A 17,645-nucleotide genomic window follows, 5' to 3' on the forward strand; every position below is an offset into this window, starting at 1 on the left:
TGCTTGCACCATATCGGCCGGCGTTTTCGCTACGGCGTCTCTCGGATTTTGCCGGATTCGTCGGATGGTTTAGTTCGGCGCAATTGATCTCAGCATTGAATTGGCAGTTCGATCGCTTCCTCATCGGTGCGACGACGGATAGTACTACACTTGGACGCTACGCGGTTGCGAGCGATGTCTCAGTCGTTCCAACACAGTCCCTCATCGGTCCCGCCCTGCAGCCAGTCATGGCTGCATTCTCGCTCATAACGTCGGATCGGCAGCGAATGCGCCTGGCCTTTCTAAAGGCGGTTCGGTTTGCGATGCTCATTTCCGTTCCGGCGTGCATTGGAATATTTCTGACGGCAGATCTCGTCACCGATCTGCTTCTTGGAGAGAAATGGAAAGATGCTGCTCCCCTACTGAGCCTTCTATCCTTATCCATCATCCCCATACCTTATGTCCAGACGCTCTCTTCAGTCAGTCTCGCGCTTGATCGCCCGCATGTCCTCTTCCGGCTCAATAGCATCGATTTGTGCCTGCGGATCATACTGATATCGATCGGCTTCTATCTTTTCTCAATCACGGGCGTCAGCGCAGCAAGAGTGCTCCTTTCAACCACCATGTTTGCGTTCTATCTGGAAGAGGTGCGGCGGCAGCTGGGGCTTGGAATAGGGACGCAGCTGAAGAATCTTTGGAAAATCGGCGTCGCCGCGGCAGTGATGGTAATATGGGTCACCATGCTGCGGCATGAGCTGACCGGACGTGCCTTGAACCATGTTTTGGAGCTTGCTTTCGTAGCGGGGACTGGCGCAGCAGCCTATGTCGGTACGCTGCTGGCGCTCGGCATGCGCCTGATCGCGGGCCAAGGGCGGTTCGAATTGGCTGATCGCCGATGATCTTTCGCTTTTACCGCGCGTGAAGGATAGCTTCGTTACATTAAAGCCTGCAGAAGCCCGACGGTCGAACGGTTGCCGCCGTTCAGCCGATAAGCGAGGCCGCGGCGAGCGTTCCGGTTCGGCAATATCATCGTGAGCAGGCAAAATGCCGCGATCGTTCCCTTGGTCTTCAAGGGATATTGTTGATGCTGGAGTTTTCGCAGCAGGGAAAAGAAAACCTTGATCGCGGGGCGTCTGCCTTCCGCGATCGCCAGATAGAAATTGCGCTCGATATAATAATAGGCCTCTTCGGGCCGAATGAGCGCGTCTGCGCGTCCGGTTGGCTCCAGAATTCGGCGCAAGTGCTCCATCCTCATAACGAAGCGGCGTAGTTCCTGGCGCAACGGGGCCGGATCGACCGCGCGTCCCAGTCCGGAGAAATTTTTGCCGTGAATGCGGTAGCGCCCGAGCCTTTGCGGCAGGCTGACGATATCGCCCATGAAAGGGGCGACGAAGAGCGGCAACCCGTCGATCGCCGGATCGTAATCCATTTCTCTCAAATATTCGCAGACGTCGCGTCTGAAGACATTCCCCGATGTCGGGGGGCTGGTATAAACACCCGTATTCAGTACGCTATCTGCAATTACATGACGATCTCGAAACCTTTCGAGCGTCGTGCCGGCGCCGAGAATGTCTCCGCGATGATCGATCCGCGTCAGCGAGAATTGAAGCTTAGCGACATCGTCGTCCAATTCCGACAGAATGGTCTCAAGGGAGCCCGGCGCCAGCTCATCATCCGCATCAAGAAACAGGACGAAGGGTGCGCGCGTTCGCTCCAGGCCATAAAGCCCGGCCGCCCTCTGGCCACTGTTCTTGATGCGGTAGGCTGTGACGCCTTCTCGTTGAATGACATCCCATGACGTATCGGTAGAACCGTCGTCGATGACGACAAGTTCACATTCGTCACAATGCTGCGATACGACGCTGCGGATCGCATTCGCCACATAGGCTTCATAGTTCCAGCACGTGATGATGACGGCAATTCTTGGCGGTTTCATTTGAATTTATCTTTGAAATGGCGTGTGCCTTGTAGCGAGTTTCGGCTTGATCTGGCATGCATCATGCCTTTGCCAGATCGATGACCGTGCCGATGACATTGGCACCGGCGCGCCGCAATTGCTGCAAGGCATCGTTGACCTGATCGGTCGTTGTTTTGCCGGCGCTGGCAATCACCACGACAGCATCGGCGTGAACCGCCAGTGCCACCGCATCCGATGAGTTGCCGACGGGAGGCAACGCCAGCAGCACATCGCCTCTGGCCCTTGCGGTCTCAACAATGCGTCCTGCTCTTCTGTCGCGGAAATCGACATAGAGATTTGTCAGCACATTGGTGGAATGGATTGGAAAACGGGCGATGCCTTGTCCGTCATTGCGTCCGTTGGAAAGCAATATCTGCTCGGGCCGCATATCGTCGACGAGAGCATCCGCCAGCGATGTCATCAGCAGATCATCCGGTTCACGATTGCTGTGATTGTGCTGGCCAGCCTCGTCATAAAAGAGGGTGACATGCCGGCCGCTTCGGCTGAGGAATTGCGCCAGGCTGACGCCCATTTTTGAGATGCCTAGGCCCGGCTCCCATCCGGTAATCGCGATGATGAGTCCGCGCTCATTTCGAATAGTCGAGCATGCGATCTCGATAGACGTTCTGAGATTGTGAATGGCCATGGCGTAGGCGCTACCTGGCTGATTGACGACAACCGAGGACTTTCTGCTGTAAGCTCTACGCAAGGTACTCGCCCGGCCAGCCGGATCGGGAAGACTTCCCAGACATGGTACCCCCGTATCTCGCGCGAGATCTTTCGCATTGCGAACCTTGCGATCGAAGGCGAGATTGAGGACGATAATCGAGAAGCCAAAAAGCACGCCGAGAATACCGCCTAAAATGGTAATCAAGGTGGCGCGCGGCCCCGAGGGACTGAGCGGTACGAGTGCCGCGCCGATAATTCGCGCATCGCCATCGGGCGTCGGTACCGCAGGCAGGGCTCCCAGCTTCATGGCATCGGTCGCGGCGGTAACCTGGGCTGCCAGCGCGTCGAGGCGCCACTGAAGCACCTCAGTTCCCGCCCGAGCCATTTCGTCTTTGAAGCTTACAGCCTGCAGTATGTAGGCGGAAACGGTAGCATTCGCGATGCGGGCTGAAAGTGTCGGATTGGACGAAGAATAGCTGATCTCGATGACATAGGATTGACCGACACGACGCGCGTCCAGATGCTGTGTGAAATTCGAGAAGGCTGCTTGGTATGCATCGCCAGCTGAGCTATTTGCCGGTGTGCCCGACGCGGTATCGGAACGAGGGGCTTTTCCCGTATCAGGGCTGCTTATGGCAGACCACACGTAGTTTATTGCACCCGTTACGTTGCCGATGACATACGCACTTATACTTGGCGGCTGAGGGCCAAGTTCCGGGTTGTTGGCAAGATTAAGGCTGCTGAATACGGCCGAGAGCAGACGCTCGGAACGGATGATTTGAAGCTCGCCGTCTGCCCGGTTGAGGTCGAAATTCTGGGCGTCCTGGCTTGAAGTCAAAGTGAGGTGACGAGGTTCAAGCAAGACAGTGGCCGTTGCCGTATAGGTGCGCGGCAACGAATGGGCGTAGGCTGCCGCCAAGCCGACGCCGACTGCCGTGCAAAGAATGAGCTTCATTTTGTGCCGCAGAGCGAGCATGCACAGTGATCGCAGCAGCGCCACCGGCCCTTCGCTGGTCTTGTCCGTGGGCAGTTCGTCCAACCGCCAAAGCCTTGACGACCGTTCCAGTAGAGACGGGGCGTTTTGCGTCATCTAGTCCTCACCTCCGACTTGAGTTGTTCTGCATTGCTTCGTGTCGGCAGTTTTGCCGCCCGTTCGGGTTCGAGGCGCCCGTAAAGGAGATCTCTGATGGCAATGAGATTGCCTTTGGCGCGCCCCCATCTGTCGATGAACGGTTCCGACCAGACGGCCCGCGAAAAATTCATGGCTACGTTGCAAAAGATATGATTGGCGACCATCGGGCCGGTCATCGTTCCCTTACGCAGCATATAGATAGGGTTGATCACCTGCGAATAACCAAAGCGGTCCCCACTGACGCGGCCGCTCTTCACTCCCATATGCACCCCGAAAGCTTCCGCGCATTTGACGAAACGGCCCCCATGCTTGCCGAGAGCTGCAGCAAAGTCGCGATCCTCAAGCCAGCCATAAAGGACAAGACGTTCGTCGAAACGCGTTTCGCCGATCGCTTCCGCCCGGAAGGCCATGTTGCATCCGTAGGGGCTGTAGGGCTCTACCCAGGCCCAGTCGCTGGTCGGCGCGGCCTCGATAAGACGCAGTGCTTCCTCGAAGCCAATCCCCGGGCCGCCGACGCCATCGGCCAGCACACGGCCGGTGAAGCCCACGATCTGATTGTCATCGCGAAACGCTCTCGCCGCCGCCGCCAGCCAATTCGCGTCTGCCAGGAAATCATCGTCGAAAAAGGCGACGATCTCGCATTCCTCTGGGATGTTCAAAAGCGCTGTATTGCGTTGCTTCGTCAACCCCCCGGGGCCCGTCACGACCGTTACGTCCGGGTGACCGATGAGATTGCCGGCATCCGCGGCATCGATACAGGAGACGATGACCGTTTTGGGTTTCAACGTCTGCGTGGCCAGTAGGTGGCGCACGGTCGCGTTTACTGTCGCCGGGCGTCCTCGCGTTGCGACGATAACCGCAATATGGGGGGTGCCAGCCCCGGAAGGCTTATAGGTTTTCGGCCGTGCAACGGGTTGAGCGAGCAGTTCCATATAGCCGGCCGCCGTCTGCGACCAGGAGAAATTCTTGATCTGGTCGTATCCCCGCCCCATGAGATCGATGCGCATTCCAGGGGATTCCTTCAGCGTTCGGATCTGCCGAACCCATGCCGACGGATCGGTCGGTGAGGCTAGCAGGGCGGCGTCGCCACAGACTTCCGGTATGCTTGCACAGTAGGAGGCGACTACAGGGCAGCCACGCGCCATCGCCTCCACGATCGGCAGGCCGAAACCTTCCGTCAGGGATGGAAAGGCAAGGCAGAGCGCTCTTTCGAGCAGGTAAGCCAGGTCATGATCAGAAACACGTCCTATCATGTGGACGTTCGGCCGTTCCTTAAGTGCGCCGGGAACGAAAATTCCTGCATCGCCACCGGCAATCACGATATCAATGCCCATTTCATCAAGGCCGGGTGCAGCGTCGACGAGTAGGGCAAGATTCTTGTGTCGTGCCTTGGAGCCGAGTGCCAGGATGAACTGACGATCGCATCGCTCGAAGGTTTCGGCAACGAAGCTCGGCGCAATCTGTGCAAGCGCCGGATCCCAGCCAAAGGCATGCTCGTGACCGTTGGGAAGAACGGCGATCTCCTCGAGCCGGATCGGTAAGTGCCGGGTGATCTGGCGTGCCGCCGCGTGAGATACGGTCACGATGCGGGCCGAGCGTTTCACGAGAAGCGGCTGCAGCGTCTGATAGACGATCCGGAAAGCCCGGCTATAGCTATCCGGCGTGGTGAAGACGTTAGCATCGTGGATACATACGATCTGATCCGCCTTGGTGGCCGGCGCCGTGTTGCAAAGATTGAGAAGGCGACCATGCCATTGTGCTGGCAAGGTGATCTGTTCCCACGGATGGCCGGAAAGCGCTCCGGATTGCATCAGTGGCATATGACTGAACCCCGGGTCCGCTGTCCCGGAAGGCGCAATAATCGCCGCCCGCTCGTCGGCGGCGGCAAGTGCCGTGTTAAGCGCGCGCACCACATTCGATGCGTAGCGCTGCACGCCCGTTGGATTCTGACCGAGGAAGCGGCCGTTGACCGCAAAGAGGGCGCCAGCGCTCATATGGTGACTACTCCTATCGGGCGACCCGCGCGTGCATGTTGTCTGCTGCGTTCAGGTAGGGCTGATGCCAATCCGGCGAGCATGCAGAAGAATAGGCCCTGATCGATGACGGGGCTGACGAGCATATCGCCGACCAGGAGGCCAAAGCAGCCGTTGCAGGCTGCAAGCCGTGCATCCGCCGTGAGGCTGCCAGGGGTTCCGCGCTTCTTGATCAAGGCTCCGAAGGCAAACAGCAGATAGAAAACCGTGCCGGCGATGCCGACATTTGCAAGAAGTGCAAGGGCAAAGCTGGAGGTGCGAGCTGTGCCGAGGCCGACACCTACGCCCATGGTATCGAAGACATTCTGGATTGCGGCCATATTCCAGGAGCTGCGCTCGATGGCGGAGTCGGAGGTGGATTTGCCGAGGGCGATGATGTCGACGTAATTATATACGATCTTTGAGACTTCAGGATCTATAGCGATCAGGAGCGCCGCTGCAGTCGCAATCGTCGGGATGAATACGATGGCCAGCGTACTGAAGCGGCGAGCGTTCTTATGCCCTCCGACGGCAATTGCAGTCACGTACAGGATCAAGCCCATGACGGGTGCGCCGACGAGGCCGGTTGAAGATGTCGACATCACGACCAGAATAAGCGATGTTACGGCAATGGAACCGGTAAGATAGGGACGGCGGCCACAAAGCCAGAGCGTACCGGTAAAGGCAAAAACGCCGAGAGTAGAGCGTGCAAAAGACGAGGCCTCGGTGAATGATCCAACGATACGTTTGACGCCGGCAATCTGATCGTCAGTATGGAGAACATATTGAGCATTTCGCATGAAAGCGAGCATGCCTTGTGTGCCTGTCGAATAGGTGGCGACATCAAGAAGTGCTAAAGCGGTGTTGGCAACAGCATAGGCAAGCAGCCCGGTCAAGACCGCATTGAAGCCGCGCCAGTTGGAGGCAACCGCAACTGTCAAGGAATAGCAAAGAAGATTGCCAATCATATAGACGCTTTGCGTGAGATTGCTGGAAACCGGAACGAGCGGAACCGTCGATCGACTATCGTCAAATATGGTCGTACCGAGGGGGACGATTTGTGTGACGCCCGACAGAATCCGCGGCGAAAAATATGCGCTCAGCACCCCATAAAGAACAAGAAGAGCAAACCAGAAGCCTGGTTGACCGAATTTCAACGCATGGAGAAATTCGCGCGTTGCGCGCTCGCGCGTCATGACCCCCAATAGTAAGAAGCCGAGCATAACATGGCCGGGCTGAATATTTGCGGCTCCGACAAACATTGCCGCTGCCGATCCGAATACCGCCGCCACACCCAGGGCTATGACGGTTGCACCGTCACCGAGAAACAGGCAGAAGAGCCCGCATAGAATGGCAGCCATACCGATCGGCTCGATGCTCATGGAAGAGTCTCCCGGCAACGAGATCGATATTGGACAGCGTTGCCGTTCCCGGCGCGCCATGAGGAGGGGGCGTCGAGACGAAGCGGCAAATCTGCCGCATCACAGGCGTCGGCATGGGTTTGCGCTGATGCCATGGATGACTACTCTGCAAGAACGAGAAGAGAGTAGCCGCCAAGAATTCGCACTGCCAAATCCGGATGAATCGAATAAAGCAGCCTGCGCGGCAGCCGCATCAATGTGCTACTGAACGCCTGATTGGGTAATTCCAGGCGGCTTGCGGTGTACGCATAATCGATAACGGAGTAGCCGCAGCTCCGCAGGGTAGCAAGCGCCGTATCCTTGAAAAAATAATGCAGGTGCCCGACGTTCTCGCGCAAATTCGCGATCGGCCAAGCACGCAGGACCGACTGCACGGAAAGATCGAGGGGGATATGGAAAATCTTGTAGCGTCCACAAGAATGCAGCCCCTTGATGAAGGAGATATAGTCTTCGACATGCTCGATCACGTCAGCAATGACGACAACGTCAAAAGTACTATTCTTTTCCTCAAGTATATCCGCTAGTTGAAAGGAAACCCGACCGGTTTCCTTCATCTTTGCTCTTTGATAGGCGTGGGGGGAAATCTCATAGCCGGTAAAATGTGCCTTTGGAAAAGAGCGCGACAGATTCAGGAGGATTTCACCGGTACCGCAGCCGACTTCGCAAAGGGTGTCGAAGTTCAGCCGGTTTTTGCGAATAATCGCCTCGATCTGACGTGCTTTCCACGGGGAATCCTCCTCGTGCCACGTCGGATTCAGTTCGGCATATTGTTCGGTGAGATAGATATCGTGCAAAGCTAACCCTTCCCTGCCAGGAGTTTATACCTCCTGTCGACTGCCGCGGAGGTTCTGGGATCTATAATGGGTCTTCTGGTAGCTGCAGCTTACGAAAGGATAAGCTTACGCAACTCGTATGTAAGATGCAATCAAGGCAGCCAAATCAATAGCTGCCTCGAGAGGATAAGACCGCCGGAATGGTCTTTGCCATGATTACGACGTCGCCCCATAGGCTCTGTTCCGCAATGTAGCGCACATCAAGTGCAATGCGCGTATCATAGCTGGTGTCGCTACGCCCGCTGACCTGCCAAAGGCCTGTCAGACCGGGCCGGACACGAATATAGTCGGCAAAATGCGCGCCATAGAGCTCGGCTTCACTCGTGACAATCGGACGTGGCCCGACAAGGCTCATTTCTCCGCGGATCACGTTGAAAAGCTGGGGGATTTCATCAACGCTGTTCTTGCGCAGCAGCCTGCCGAATTGCGTGACGCGGGGGTCGTCCTTCAGTTTGCGCGTCGCGTTCCACTCGGCCCTGAGGGACGGATTCGCATCAAGATGCTGCGCCAGAACTTCCTCGCCATTTTTGACCATGGTTCTGAATTTGAGGCAGGGAAACAGAACCCCATTTCTGCCAACGCGCCGATGCGAATGGAAGATGGGTCGCCCCTGCGTTACCAAAAGAATAGCCGCGACCATGATAATCAAAGGCGCCAATACAACTAGTGCTACTCCAGCTAAAGTGGCATCAATACAGCGCTTGGCTGTGCTGGAGGATTGAGTTCTGGTATTCGCCCGACGAATGGACGTGCCGCTGCGGCGACGCGTTCGCAGATCGCCCAGTGTATCGAGCTCACGTCTAACGTTAATTTCCCTCATCAGCTTGCCCCGCATTCGGAAGAAACAAAGAAATGTCGTCAGCAATTTTTAGAAAGGCGCTGTCCCGCGCCGAGATCGAATGTAGTTTGAGATTAACAAATAATAAATAATTTGACAATGTCTTTGTTGCTCTGCAATATATGTGCATTATTTCCGATAAATTCGAGTTATTACACAACTTATTTTTGTATATGTTGATATATATAGCGGTTATCGTCTCTATGTATATTTTGTTGTGTGATTATAGGTCGGAACATAAGTTCGAGTTATTTAGTGAGTACTTGTTGGCAGGGAGCTTAGCGATGGCAAATGCGACCGGACGGCCCACAGAGCCCTTGGTTTTGAGTAAGGAAGAGCGGGATTATCTGGAGCTGCAAGTGCATCGGCGTCGAGCGGCAACACGCTCTATGGCGGAACGATGCCAGATCATCCTTCACTGCGCAGATGGCATGACCAGTAAGGCCGTGGCGGCGAAGCTGGGAATCCATGAAAACACCGTCGGCAAATGGCGGCGGCGCTTCTTGAAAAATCGTGTAGACGGACTTCTCGATGAGGAACGGCCGGGTCGGCCGCGCACAATAGACGACGCGCAGATTGCGGCCGTTATTGAGCGCACCCTCCAATCCACGCAGGGTGCCACCCATTGGTCGATCCGTTCGATGGCGGCGGCGACGGGATTTTCGCATACGACAATTCGTCGCATATGGGCGGCGTTCGGTCTGCAGCCTCATCGCATGCAGACGTTCAAGCTATCAACTGATCCGCTTTTCATCGATAAGGTCATTGATATTCTTGGACTTTACATGTCTCCGCCCAATCGCGCGCTGGTGTTGGGCGTCAACGAGCGCGGTCTTCTCCAGGAGCTTGGGAACGAGCGGCACGCCGCCTCGTCAAACCACTTCGGGACGGAAGGCCAGGCCAATTCCGCCCCTTGGCAAGGGACGGTCTCTCTGGTCGGCGCCCTCGATATTGTTTGCGGTTTTGTCGTCGATAAATATCACAAGCAGCATGGCGCCGGCGAGTTTCTGGAGTTTCTGAAAGAGATTGATGCGAGCGCTCGGCCCGAGATCGATATTCATATCATCTTGGATAATAGCGAGGTGCACAAGAACTCGTTGGTTCAGTCGTGGCTGAAGCATCGTCCTCGCTATCACCTGCATTTTACACCAACGCCGGTTTTCTGGCTGCGTCAGGTCGAGAGCTGGTTCAGCGAAATGAGGCTCAGGCGTTCACCGCCTGGCGCTCAGACCTCAGCAAGCCAATTGGAAGCTGATATGCGAGCTTTCATCGAGCATCATAGTGAAAGCATAAGCCCGTATAAGTGGCTGAATTCCGATACGGCTCACCCCTCCTGGCACACGTTCCGGCAGAAAAATGCGACAGATGTCAAGGTGCGAAGCCTGAGTATATCAGGGCGGCTGAATAAATCAGTATAACTCCAGACTATACATTGAATATAGTCTAATTGTTTGTTCGCGGGGTGCTTCATGCGTGTTGCAATCATACATTATTGGTTGGTTGGAATGCGTGGAGGCGAGAAGGTTCTTGAAGCCCTCTGCCGGATGTATCCGGGCGCTGATATCTTTACGCATGTCTACGATCCCACGGTTATATCCGAAGTCATCAAGAGGCATCGTGTCTATACGACGTTCATAGATCGGCTTCCCTACGCCAGGCGGATGTATAAGAAATATCTTCCGTTGATGCCCATGGCGCTCGAGCAGGTCAATCTGAATGAATATGATCTCGTTATCAGCAGTGAATCCGGCCCAGCAAAGGGAATAATCCCCAATTCGACTGCACTGCATGTGTGTTATTGTCATTCGCCGATGAGGTACATCTGGAACATGTATAATAGTTATTACGATAGTTCCGGCCTCATGACGCGCCTGATGATGCCACCGCTTGCCCACTATCTGAGAACATGGGACGTTGCGACCGCCAATCGCGTCGATGATTTTGCTGCAAATTCGCTGACGGTTGCCCGGCGTATCAAGAGCTACTACCGGCGCGATGCCGAAATCATCCATCCACCGGTCGACACGTCTGCATTTCACCCTGTGCCTCAGTCGGAAGTCGGCGACCATTATCTTATGGTCGGCGAACTCGTCGGCTATAAGCGACCGGATCTTGCCGTCGAGGCATTCAACCAAATGAAGATGAAGCTTGTCGTTATCGGCGGCGGCGAGATGCTGGAACGATTGCAGAAAATGGCGGGGCCGACGGTGACGATGATGGGGCCGCAGCCATTTCGTGTGCTGCAGGAGCAATATGCACGCTGCAAGGCATTGGTTTTTCCGGGTGAAGAGGATTTTGGGATCGTGCCCGTTGAAGCAATGGCGAGCGGCCGGCCGGTTATCGCGTTCAATCGCGGGGGGGCAACGGAAACGGTCGTTGCCGGGAAGACGGGGATCTTTTTCGATTCACAGACGGTCGATGCATTGATCGAAGCGGTGGAGCATCTCGAACGTATGGATCTCCGTCCCGGCGACGCCGTTGCGCGTGCTGCGGAATTCAGAACGGAAATCTTCATGAGAAGATTTGCGTCCTTCATCAACAGATCGACCGGGGAGCAGCCTAAAGTCCTTCATGGCTAGCGTTTGCCGCAGGACGGCCTCAATGAGGCGTCTTCACCGTTGAGTAGGAGTGGAAGCCATGGAGTTGAATAGATCGGTGCGAAGGGCAGGGGGGCATCGCGATATGGCCGAGAAAGATAATCGGCGTCCCGGATATCGGTTATCCATTCTAGCTGCGATCGGCGTGGCTTTCGTGCTGGGCATGTCGAGCGCTCATGCGGATGACTATATCCTCGGCCCGCAGGACAAGTTGCGCATACGCGTATATGAATGGCGCCCGATGGCCGGCTCTGCCGTTGAATGGGAGCCGTTGACCGGCGAATTTGTCATATCGGCGTCGGGTAACCTGTCTCTGCCGATCATCGGGACCGTACCGGCAGCCGGCATGACCTCGGAGCAGGTCGCCGAGAGCATCGGCGAGCGTTTGAAGACACAGGTCGGCATGCAAAAGCGTCCCAACGCCTCGGTGGAGGTAGCGCAATACCGGCCGTTCTTTCTGACAGGTCTGGTGGCTAAGCCCGGGCGTTATGATTACAGCCCTGGCCTTACGGTCATTCAGGCCCTCAGTATGGCCGGAGGAACATTCGGAGTAACCGACCCGACGCTTGTCGGTCTACAGCGAGACGCCGTGGTCGCCCGAGGTGATCTGCGGACTCTGGATGTCGAGCGGCTTAGCCTTCTGGCTCGGCAGGCGCGTCTGGATGCGGTTATCGACAATAAGCCCTCGATCAGCTTTCCGCCGGAGTTGACGCAACGTGCAGACGATCCGCTTATCACCCGCATGATGCATGAGGAGCAGGATTTGTTCGATACGCGAGAGCGCTCCTTGCGCACCGAGATCGATGCGCTGAACCAGGCAAAGCTTCTTGCCAGCAATCAGATTGAAGCTCTTACCGCGAAGGCTGCCTCGCTTGCAAAGCAGATCGAGCTGGCCACTAAGGATGTCGGGACGGTCAACAAGCTGATTTCCCAGGGTTTGACCGTGTCGTCGCGTGAACTCAACGCCAACCAGAACCTGGCTCAGCTCGAAAGCCAGAACCTTGACGTGGCACTTGCCAATCTCAAGGCACGGCAGGACATCGCGAAAGCGGATGGCGATATCGCAGATGTTAGCAATCGCTATCGTACGCAGGCATTGACTGAGGCCGCAGATGTGCGTGATCGTCTTGCGTCCAATAGGGAAAAGGTAGCGACGACCCAAGCTCTGCTCGACAATATCCAAGCGCGTGCCCCCGCAGCTGCGGCCAGTCTGGCAAGTGAGGATCCGCGGCGAACGCTCAAGACCACGATCGATCGTATCGTCGACGGCAGCTTGCATAGCATGGCCGCAAGCGACAATGACCCAATCGCGCCCGGCGATGTCATCCGAGTCGAAGATGAAAAGCCGCAGGCGCTGACGCAAACGACAGACAATGGGTTAGGCCCAGCATTGTCTCCGTGATGAGAAGACCGTTCCATAGATTCGGGCAAATTCAAAAAAAGCCCGCAAGCAGAGGATGCGCTTTGAGCGCTTTTCGCATTGCACGGGTATCGACTGCGGCCAGTAATCATCTCATAGTAGTAATTTCGCTCTCGTCATCAGTCTTTCTCTGAAAATTGGGCGTATAACCGCATAAGCTGGAAATATTCGACTTGTCCCAGAGGCGCAGATCACGGATACTAGCAATAGGTATTATTTTTGATTGAAGATGAACTACTCGGAGCTAGACGTTTGATGGCTTGGGGTCTCATTGTCTCATTCGTGGTCGGGGCGTTATGTGCCCTAAGGGTACCAATCCTGCTTTTTACCATCATCGTCCTGGTTGTGATGGTCGGTTATGCACTTTCAAATATCGGCTCCGATAGCTCCGCACTGGACATCGCTGCATGGTCTTTCATTCTGGCTGCCGTGCTCGAGGCCGGGTATATTTTTCCGCATCTGTTACTTTACATCATCTATGTGAAAGTGCTCGGACGGGATATCGGCAGGTCGAAGTCGAGGAACGGGTCGGATCTCTTCAGCAGCAACCTGTTTAAGGCTCATTCGGATGCAAGGCTTTCTGCGAAAGCCGAGCGCGGGGGTGTAGACAAAGCGCGCCCAGGGATACACGACTAAAAGAGAAATCGCACTGGCAGTCTGCAGCTTTGTATTGCCTCAAGGTCTGTGCGTTACTCAGGATTGAGGCGCGATAATTTGCGGCGGTTCTGCGCTTCTGAGCTTTCGCGAGACATACCAGCCGTCCCATTGTGAGAATTGTGGAAATACGCGCTTGTATCCCTTGCCCTCTAGAAGCGTTTGGATCGACGCTTCGGTCTTGGGATTGTTCTCAACGGAGATAAGCTGACATTCGCGGCTGAAACTGTAGGCGGAAAGTATATCCAGCTCGCTCCCTTCCGTGTCTATTGAAAGGTAGTCGATGACGCTTGGCGCATTGTAGGTTTCAAGCAGGTCATCCAGCGATATGGTTTCCACCTCGATCTGTTTTCCCTGACTGCGAACGCCGGAAAAATGATCGCCATGAGAAAATTCTGCGATTGCGCTCAATTCCGGGTCGGTTTCATCCGTGACGATGAACTTGACTGTCGCGCCGGAGCTCGACGACACGCACCGATGCTCGATGGAGGCGGATCTGTTGGTGGCCAGATCCGAATGCCAGATCGGGTTTGGCTCAGCGAGGATCCCATTCCAGCCGAACTTCTTTTCAAGGAGCCAGCTGTTGCTGTTCTTCAAACCATTGGTCGAGCCAAATTCCACAAAAAATCCGTTTCTTTTCTCTGCCAGTTCAAAACAGACCCAGAGATCCTGCATAATCTGAGCGCGCGACCAGCTTCGCCTGGCCAGACAATAGCTGATGAATCGGGCATTATCGTCCAGTATGATGTCTGCTATCTCGGCCCTGTTCAGGCGAATGGCGTTGAAAATAGTTTTTTGTAGATTGCTATTCTTATGAAACCTGCCAGCAGCAGACGATAGCCCAGACAATATGAATTTCTTGGCGTCAAACATCTTCGCGATCCAGAGTTTCCATGGATTAAATTAGCGCATTATTCACGTTTAACCAATCGATATTCTTAGTGTCACAACGGGACGTTGCGGATAGGCTTGTTTTTCATGGCTCCCCATATGGGATTGAAGCAACCTGCTATCCCTTTATCCCAGCCGAAAGCATGATGGCGCGCGTGATTTGCCGTTGGAAGAGGAGGTAGAGAATGGCGACCGGGAGGCCTGCCAATACCGCGGCGGCCATGTCTTTGGCGAAACGTACGCCGAAGACATCTTTCACCTGGGTGATACCAACGGGGATTGTAATTGTCGCATCCGACGTCGCGACCAAGAAGGGCCAGAGGAAATTGTTCCATGCCGCAATGAATGTGGTGATGCCAAGCGCGGTGATGACACCCCAGTTCATTGGCACATAAATCTTCCAAAGCGTTCTCAAATGTCCGGCATTGTCGAGCATTGCCGCCTCGCGAAATTCCTTCGGGATCTGGTCGAAGAACTGCTTCAGGATGATGATGACAGAGGGTACGACCAACTGCGGCAAAACGATGCCGCCCCATGTGTTGATCAAGCCAAACGAGTTCATCAATACGAAATGGTTGATGATGAGTGCTTCAGTGGGGACCATCACGGAGGCGATCAGCGCGCCATAAATCAGGCGGCGGCAGGGAAACTGGATTTGGCTTAGTGCATAGGCGCAGCAAAGACTCATCGCAAGCACCAGAGCCGCGACAATCGCCGATGTCGCGACGGAGTTGATATACCATTGTATGATGCTGGAGCGTTCGATCACATAGAGATAAGGTTCAAGCGTCGGCGCCTTTGGCAAAAGCCCGGGCGTTTTGCTCACGACTTCGGTGTCCGATTTGAGCGATGTCGCGATGGCCCAGTAAAGCGGAAAGAACCAGATCAGCGCTCCGAGCGCAGTCAACACCGTTAGCGCGCGGCCGCTCCAGCGTCCGGCAGCGACATAGTGGCTTGCCGGCGCAAGGCCTGCCTCCGGATCGCTTATCCTGCCGCTCATCTTTCGCCTCGCGCACGCAGGAACTGGTATTGCAGGACTGAGGCAATCAGAATGATGACGAACAGAATAGTGGCGACGGCCGCGCCTTCGCCGCCCTTGTTCTGCTTGAAGGCGAGATCGTAGATGACGCTCATGACGACTGATTGAGCGTCAGCTGGCGTATGGGCGAAATAGCCGAGCAGGTAGGGCTGCGCAAAAATCTTGAACTGCGCGATCAGCTGCAGCGTCAGCACCAGTGCCGTGACGGGCCAGATCAGTGGCCAGGTTATCCTTGAGAACGTGCGCCAGCGGTTCGCATTGTCGAGCGCGGCCGCTTCATAGACCTCCGGCGAAATATTGCGCAGGGCAGCCAGGAACAAAAGAATATTGAAGCCGATCGTCCACCAGATCGTGACGACCGCGACAGAAGGCATGAAATAGGTCGGCGAACGCAGCACCGGCAGCGGTCTACCGCCGGTAAATAGACCGATGACGTTCTGGATAACACCGTATTGCATGTTTGCGATCCAGGTCCAAATCTGGGTCACGACGGAAACAGGCAGAATGGAGGGCAGGAAAAAGCACGCGAGAACGAGCATCTGTATGCGCCCGCTCAAACGGTTGATGCCCATGGCGATGAACAGTGCGAGAAATGTGCCGGGAACGACGGTCAGAAGAATGAAGTACAGCGTATTCACAAGCGCCTTTTGCAATTGAGGTGAGGCAAGCTGGCGCGTGTAATTGTCGAGGCCGACCCATTCGCCGGGGCCGATCAGCGGCGCATTGGTCAGGCTCATCGCCACCATGCGAAAGGTCGGATAGGCAAATATGAGCAGAAAGGTGATGACCGCCGGAGCCACCAGCAGTGCCGCAATCACATTATCCTGCTTCCTGTTGCTGACTGCCGCCATCTGTCATCTGCCTCGGTTACCAAGCCCCAGGGGAGGGTATGGCCCCTGGGGATCGTTGATGGAAAACCTCATTGAGAATTCATGTGGTCACGAAATTTCTCAAGCGTTTCCTTCACATCGCCTTCGCCGTTCAGCGGGCCGGACGCCATGTTCTGCCAGTCGTCGTCGAACTTGGACGCGGCACCCGTGAGCGGCGTCTTCGGCATGTAGAAGGCATTGAGCGCCATGGCGGCGTAATCCGACTGCGGTTTGAGCGCCTTGTAGGCCGCGGATGTGCTGACGGGTAGATAGGCGGGGATATGGCCGGCCGCCGCCCATTCCAGCGAGTTCACGTTCATCCACCGGATGACTTCGAGAACCGCGGCGCGCTTTTCCGGCGTCAGGGTGACACCGACATTGTTGGGAATGACGAAGGAGTGCGAGTCCGCCCAATTGGCGGGCTTGCCCATCCAGGCTGGAATGTTGATCATGCCGTAATCGAAGCCGTTGCCTTTGGCGACCTCGGTTTCCATGGTCGGCAGCTCCCAGTTTCCGTTCAGGAAAAAGGCGGATTGACCGGCGAGGAACGTCGGCGTGATGGTTTCGGAGTCGATATAGGGCTGAGCCCAACCTTGCTTCACCCAATCGGCAACCTCGTTATAGGCCTTTTCCATCTTGTCGAGATTGTCGCCCTGCAGGAACTTGCCATTGTCTGTCAGCGTACCTCCCAGCTGGCCGAACAGCGTATAGATCTCGCGCAAATCGCCGGTTGAAGAGGCAATAACGACACCATTCTTTCCTGCCTCCTTGGCCTTGGCCAAGAGCGCGCGCCAACCTTCCAGCGTGTCGATGCCGGTGGGCTTTCCGTCGTTGCCGAGCGCTCCGAGGTCCTTCAGCAGATTTTTGTTGTAATAGAGCACCTCGCCATGCACATCAAAAGGAACGGCATAACGGATATTGTCGACTGTCGAGGCGGCAATCGCGTTCGGCGGATAGTCGCTGTCCTTCAGGCCGACGGCCTCGAGTTCTTTCGGATCGATCGGCGAGACTGTCTTGGCGGAAACCGCGGCAGCCAGCCGCGACAGGTGATAGGTCGCGATATCGGGCCCTTGGCCGACGGCAGCCGATGTCTGCAGTTTGGTATAATAGGGAATGCCCCATTCGAGCGTCGTGCCCGTGATTTGGATCTTATCCTTATGCTCGTCGTTGAAGCGCTGGATCAGTGCCTTCATTCGCACGCCGTCGCCTCCGGACAAGAAGTCCCACCAAACGACATTCTCGACAGCAAACGCCGGAAAGGCGGTCGCGAGGGCTATCGCTGCGATCGATGTTCTTAACAGATTACGCATTTCTCTCCTCCAGACTGTTCTATT

General features: G+C 55.6%; 15 protein-coding genes. 5 read left to right on the plus strand and 10 right to left on the minus strand.

The window, feature by feature from the left end:
- Nucleotides 1–878 (plus strand): oligosaccharide flippase family protein (locus ACYJRZ_RS28795; protein WP_459464494.1); only part of this gene is annotated, 878 nt, incomplete at its 5' end.
- A 35-nt stretch (nucleotides 879–913) separates the two neighbouring features.
- Here the strand turns inward: ACYJRZ_RS28795 and ACYJRZ_RS28800 are convergent.
- The 6 genes from ACYJRZ_RS28800 to ACYJRZ_RS28825 form a co-directional block, all read right to left on the minus strand.
- Complete coding sequence (locus tag ACYJRZ_RS28800) at nucleotides 914–1,915, minus strand: glycosyltransferase family 2 protein (protein ID WP_459464496.1); 1,002 nt, start codon at nucleotides 1,913–1,915, stop codon at nucleotides 914–916.
- A 61-nt stretch (nucleotides 1,916–1,976) separates the two neighbouring features.
- Entirely contained in the window at nucleotides 1,977–3,695 is a 1,719-nt protein-coding gene (locus ACYJRZ_RS28805) for a Wzz/FepE/Etk N-terminal domain-containing protein (protein ID WP_459464498.1), read from the minus strand.
- A complete protein-coding gene (locus ACYJRZ_RS28810) occupies nucleotides 3,692–5,731 on the minus strand; it encodes a glycosyltransferase (protein ID WP_459464500.1) in 2,040 nt (679 codons plus the stop codon). The genes ACYJRZ_RS28805 and ACYJRZ_RS28810 overlap by 4 nt, the downstream gene beginning before the upstream one ends.
- Nucleotides 5,728–7,131, minus strand: coding sequence for a hypothetical protein (locus ACYJRZ_RS28815; protein WP_459464502.1), 1,404 nt, complete (start codon nucleotides 7,129–7,131; stop codon nucleotides 5,728–5,730). The genes ACYJRZ_RS28810 and ACYJRZ_RS28815 overlap by 4 nt, the downstream gene beginning before the upstream one ends.
- 140 nt (nucleotides 7,132–7,271) lie before the next feature.
- Nucleotides 7,272–7,964 carry a class I SAM-dependent methyltransferase gene (locus tag ACYJRZ_RS28820; RefSeq protein ID WP_459464504.1) on the minus strand — a complete coding sequence of 231 codons (693 nt, stop codon included), beginning with the start codon at nucleotides 7,962–7,964 and terminating at the stop codon, nucleotides 7,272–7,274.
- Nucleotides 7,965–8,109: 145 nt separating this feature from the next.
- Complete coding sequence (locus ACYJRZ_RS28825; protein WP_459464506.1) at nucleotides 8,110–8,823, minus strand: sugar transferase; 714 nt, start codon at nucleotides 8,821–8,823, stop codon at nucleotides 8,110–8,112.
- Between the two features lie 302 nt (nucleotides 8,824–9,125).
- Here ACYJRZ_RS28825 and ACYJRZ_RS28830 point away from each other — a divergent pair, with 302 nt between their 5' ends.
- The 4 genes from ACYJRZ_RS28830 to ACYJRZ_RS28845 all read left to right on the plus strand — a co-directional run bounded on the left by ACYJRZ_RS28830 (nucleotide 9,126) and on the right by ACYJRZ_RS28845 (nucleotide 13,494).
- Nucleotides 9,126–10,259, plus strand: coding sequence for an IS630 family transposase (locus tag ACYJRZ_RS28830; protein WP_459464508.1), 1,134 nt, complete (start codon nucleotides 9,126–9,128; stop codon nucleotides 10,257–10,259).
- 51 nt (nucleotides 10,260–10,310) lie between these two features.
- The gene (locus ACYJRZ_RS28835) at nucleotides 10,311–11,420 is read left to right on the plus strand and encodes a glycosyltransferase (protein ID WP_459464509.1); all 1,110 of its coding nucleotides are present in this window, start codon (nucleotides 10,311–10,313) and stop codon (nucleotides 11,418–11,420) included.
- A gap of 103 nt (nucleotides 11,421–11,523) precedes the next feature.
- Nucleotides 11,524–12,840 (plus strand): polysaccharide biosynthesis/export family protein, encoded by a 1,317-nt coding sequence (locus ACYJRZ_RS28840; protein ID WP_459464511.1) that lies wholly within the window; start codon nucleotides 11,524–11,526, stop codon nucleotides 12,838–12,840.
- A gap of 273 nt (nucleotides 12,841–13,113) precedes the next feature.
- A complete protein-coding gene (locus ACYJRZ_RS28845) occupies nucleotides 13,114–13,494 on the plus strand; it encodes a hypothetical protein (RefSeq protein ID WP_459464513.1) in 381 nt (126 codons plus the stop codon).
- 57 nt (nucleotides 13,495–13,551) lie between these two features.
- Here ACYJRZ_RS28845 and ACYJRZ_RS28850 read toward each other — a convergent pair whose 3' ends face one another.
- From ACYJRZ_RS28850 to ACYJRZ_RS28865, 4 genes are all read right to left on the minus strand, one after another.
- Nucleotides 13,552–14,385 (minus strand): FkbM family methyltransferase, encoded by an 834-nt coding sequence (locus ACYJRZ_RS28850; RefSeq protein ID WP_459464515.1) that lies wholly within the window; start codon nucleotides 14,383–14,385, stop codon nucleotides 13,552–13,554.
- A 136-nt stretch (nucleotides 14,386–14,521) separates the two neighbouring features.
- The gene (locus ACYJRZ_RS28855; RefSeq protein ID WP_459464517.1) at nucleotides 14,522–15,403 is read right to left on the minus strand and encodes a carbohydrate ABC transporter permease; all 882 of its coding nucleotides are present in this window, start codon (nucleotides 15,401–15,403) and stop codon (nucleotides 14,522–14,524) included.
- Nucleotides 15,400–16,293, minus strand: coding sequence for a carbohydrate ABC transporter permease (locus tag ACYJRZ_RS28860; RefSeq protein ID WP_459464518.1), 894 nt, complete (start codon nucleotides 16,291–16,293; stop codon nucleotides 15,400–15,402). The genes ACYJRZ_RS28855 and ACYJRZ_RS28860 overlap by 4 nt, the downstream gene beginning before the upstream one ends.
- Nucleotides 16,294–16,361: 68 nt before the next feature.
- The gene (locus ACYJRZ_RS28865) at nucleotides 16,362–17,621 is read right to left on the minus strand and encodes a type 2 periplasmic-binding domain-containing protein (RefSeq protein ID WP_459464520.1); all 1,260 of its coding nucleotides are present in this window, start codon (nucleotides 17,619–17,621) and stop codon (nucleotides 16,362–16,364) included.
- Nucleotides 17,622–17,645 lie beyond the last annotated feature (24 nt).

The organism is Rhizobium sp. No.120, assembly GCF_054558365.1.

Bases quoted from the DNA above. Each gene is read 5' to 3' on its own strand.
- ACYJRZ_RS28810 (WP_459464500.1), bottom strand. From the start codon at position 5,731: ATGAGCGCTGGCGCCCTCTTTGCGGTCAACGGCCGCTTCCTCGGTCAG.
- ACYJRZ_RS28850 (WP_459464515.1), bottom strand. From the start codon at position 14,385: ATGTTTGACGCCAAGAAATTCATATTGTCTGGGCTATCGTCTGCTGCT.
- ACYJRZ_RS28845 (WP_459464513.1), top strand. From the start codon at position 13,114: ATGGCTTGGGGTCTCATTGTCTCATTCGTGGTCGGGGCGTTATGTGCC.
- ACYJRZ_RS28855 (WP_459464517.1), bottom strand. From the start codon at position 15,403: ATGAGCGGCAGGATAAGCGATCCGGAGGCAGGCCTTGCGCCGGCAAGC.
- ACYJRZ_RS28815 (WP_459464502.1), bottom strand. From the start codon at position 7,131: ATGAGCATCGAGCCGATCGGTATGGCTGCCATTCTATGCGGGCTCTTC.
- ACYJRZ_RS28825 (WP_459464506.1), bottom strand. From the start codon at position 8,823: ATGAGGGAAATTAACGTTAGACGTGAGCTCGATACACTGGGCGATCTG.
- ACYJRZ_RS28800 (WP_459464496.1), bottom strand. From the start codon at position 1,915: ATGAAACCGCCAAGAATTGCCGTCATCATCACGTGCTGGAACTATGAA.
- ACYJRZ_RS28840 (WP_459464511.1), top strand. From the start codon at position 11,524: ATGGCCGAGAAAGATAATCGGCGTCCCGGATATCGGTTATCCATTCTA.
- ACYJRZ_RS28805 (WP_459464498.1), bottom strand. From the start codon at position 3,695: ATGACGCAAAACGCCCCGTCTCTACTGGAACGGTCGTCAAGGCTTTGG.
- ACYJRZ_RS28865 (WP_459464520.1), bottom strand. From the start codon at position 17,621: ATGCGTAATCTGTTAAGAACATCGATCGCAGCGATAGCCCTCGCGACC.
- ACYJRZ_RS28835 (WP_459464509.1), top strand. From the start codon at position 10,311: ATGCGTGTTGCAATCATACATTATTGGTTGGTTGGAATGCGTGGAGGC.
- ACYJRZ_RS28830 (WP_459464508.1), top strand. From the start codon at position 9,126: ATGGCAAATGCGACCGGACGGCCCACAGAGCCCTTGGTTTTGAGTAAG.
- ACYJRZ_RS28860 (WP_459464518.1), bottom strand. From the start codon at position 16,293: ATGGCGGCAGTCAGCAACAGGAAGCAGGATAATGTGATTGCGGCACTG.